The sequence below is a fragment of the Ideonella sp. P3_A4 genome, from assembly GCF_056403075.1.
On sequence record NZ_JBFUGE010001286.1, the window covers coordinates 1 to 708 of the forward strand.

1 protein-coding gene and 1 pseudogene are annotated in these 708 nt (G+C 68.2%); both read left to right on the top strand.

What is annotated here, in order from left to right; translation table 11 throughout:
* Positions 1 to 412, top strand: a 412-nt coding sequence (locus AC1DYI_RS37580; RefSeq protein WP_477209139.1) for a ferritin-like domain-containing protein, incomplete at its 5' end; no start/stop codon positions are given.
* Between the two features lie 60 nt (positions 413 to 472).
* Positions 473 to 708 (top strand): annotated as a pseudogene (locus tag AC1DYI_RS37585) (septum site-determining protein); the annotation flags it as partial.

Genomic DNA, 708 nt, shown 5'->3' on the forward strand with positions numbered 1-708 from the left:
CCTTCAGTCGATGGGCCACGACTACGGCGACTTCGAGGCCCACGACGGTCTGTGGAGCATGGCCGAGAAGACCCGCGACGACATCACCGCCCGTATGGCGCTGGTGCCCCGCACGCTCGAAGCCCGCGGCCTCGATGCGACACCGCCAATGCAAGCCAAGCTGCGCAAGGCCGGGGACATGCGCGCCGTCGAGATCCTCGACGTCATCCTGCGCGACGAGATTGGTCATGTGGCCATCGGCAACCATTGGTACCGCTGGCTGTGCGAGCGCGACGGCCTGGACCCGATCGCCAGCTACGCCGAGTTCGCCACGCGTTACGGTGCGCCACGGCTCAAAGGCCCGTTCAATCTGGATGCGCGGCGAGCTGCCGGCTTCGACGAGGCCGAGATCGACCGCCTGGGCGCGACATAGTCGACACGCCAGCCACGGCGGGCGAAGCAATAATCCGGCACCCGCTGCAGCCCCCCGCCCATGCCAGAGACGCCCGAGGCCTCACTGCCAACCGACGAACCGAACGCCCTGCCACCCGGCACGCGCTTCGGCGAGCTCGAGATCCTGCGCACGATCGGCATCGGCGGCTTCGGCATCGTCTAYCTGGCGCAAGACCATKCSCTSSAGCGCCWGGTSGCGRTSAAGGAATACATGCCCGGCCAGMTGGCCCAGCGCAGCGGTGGCTCGCAGGTGTCGCTGCGCTCGGCCTCGTACAG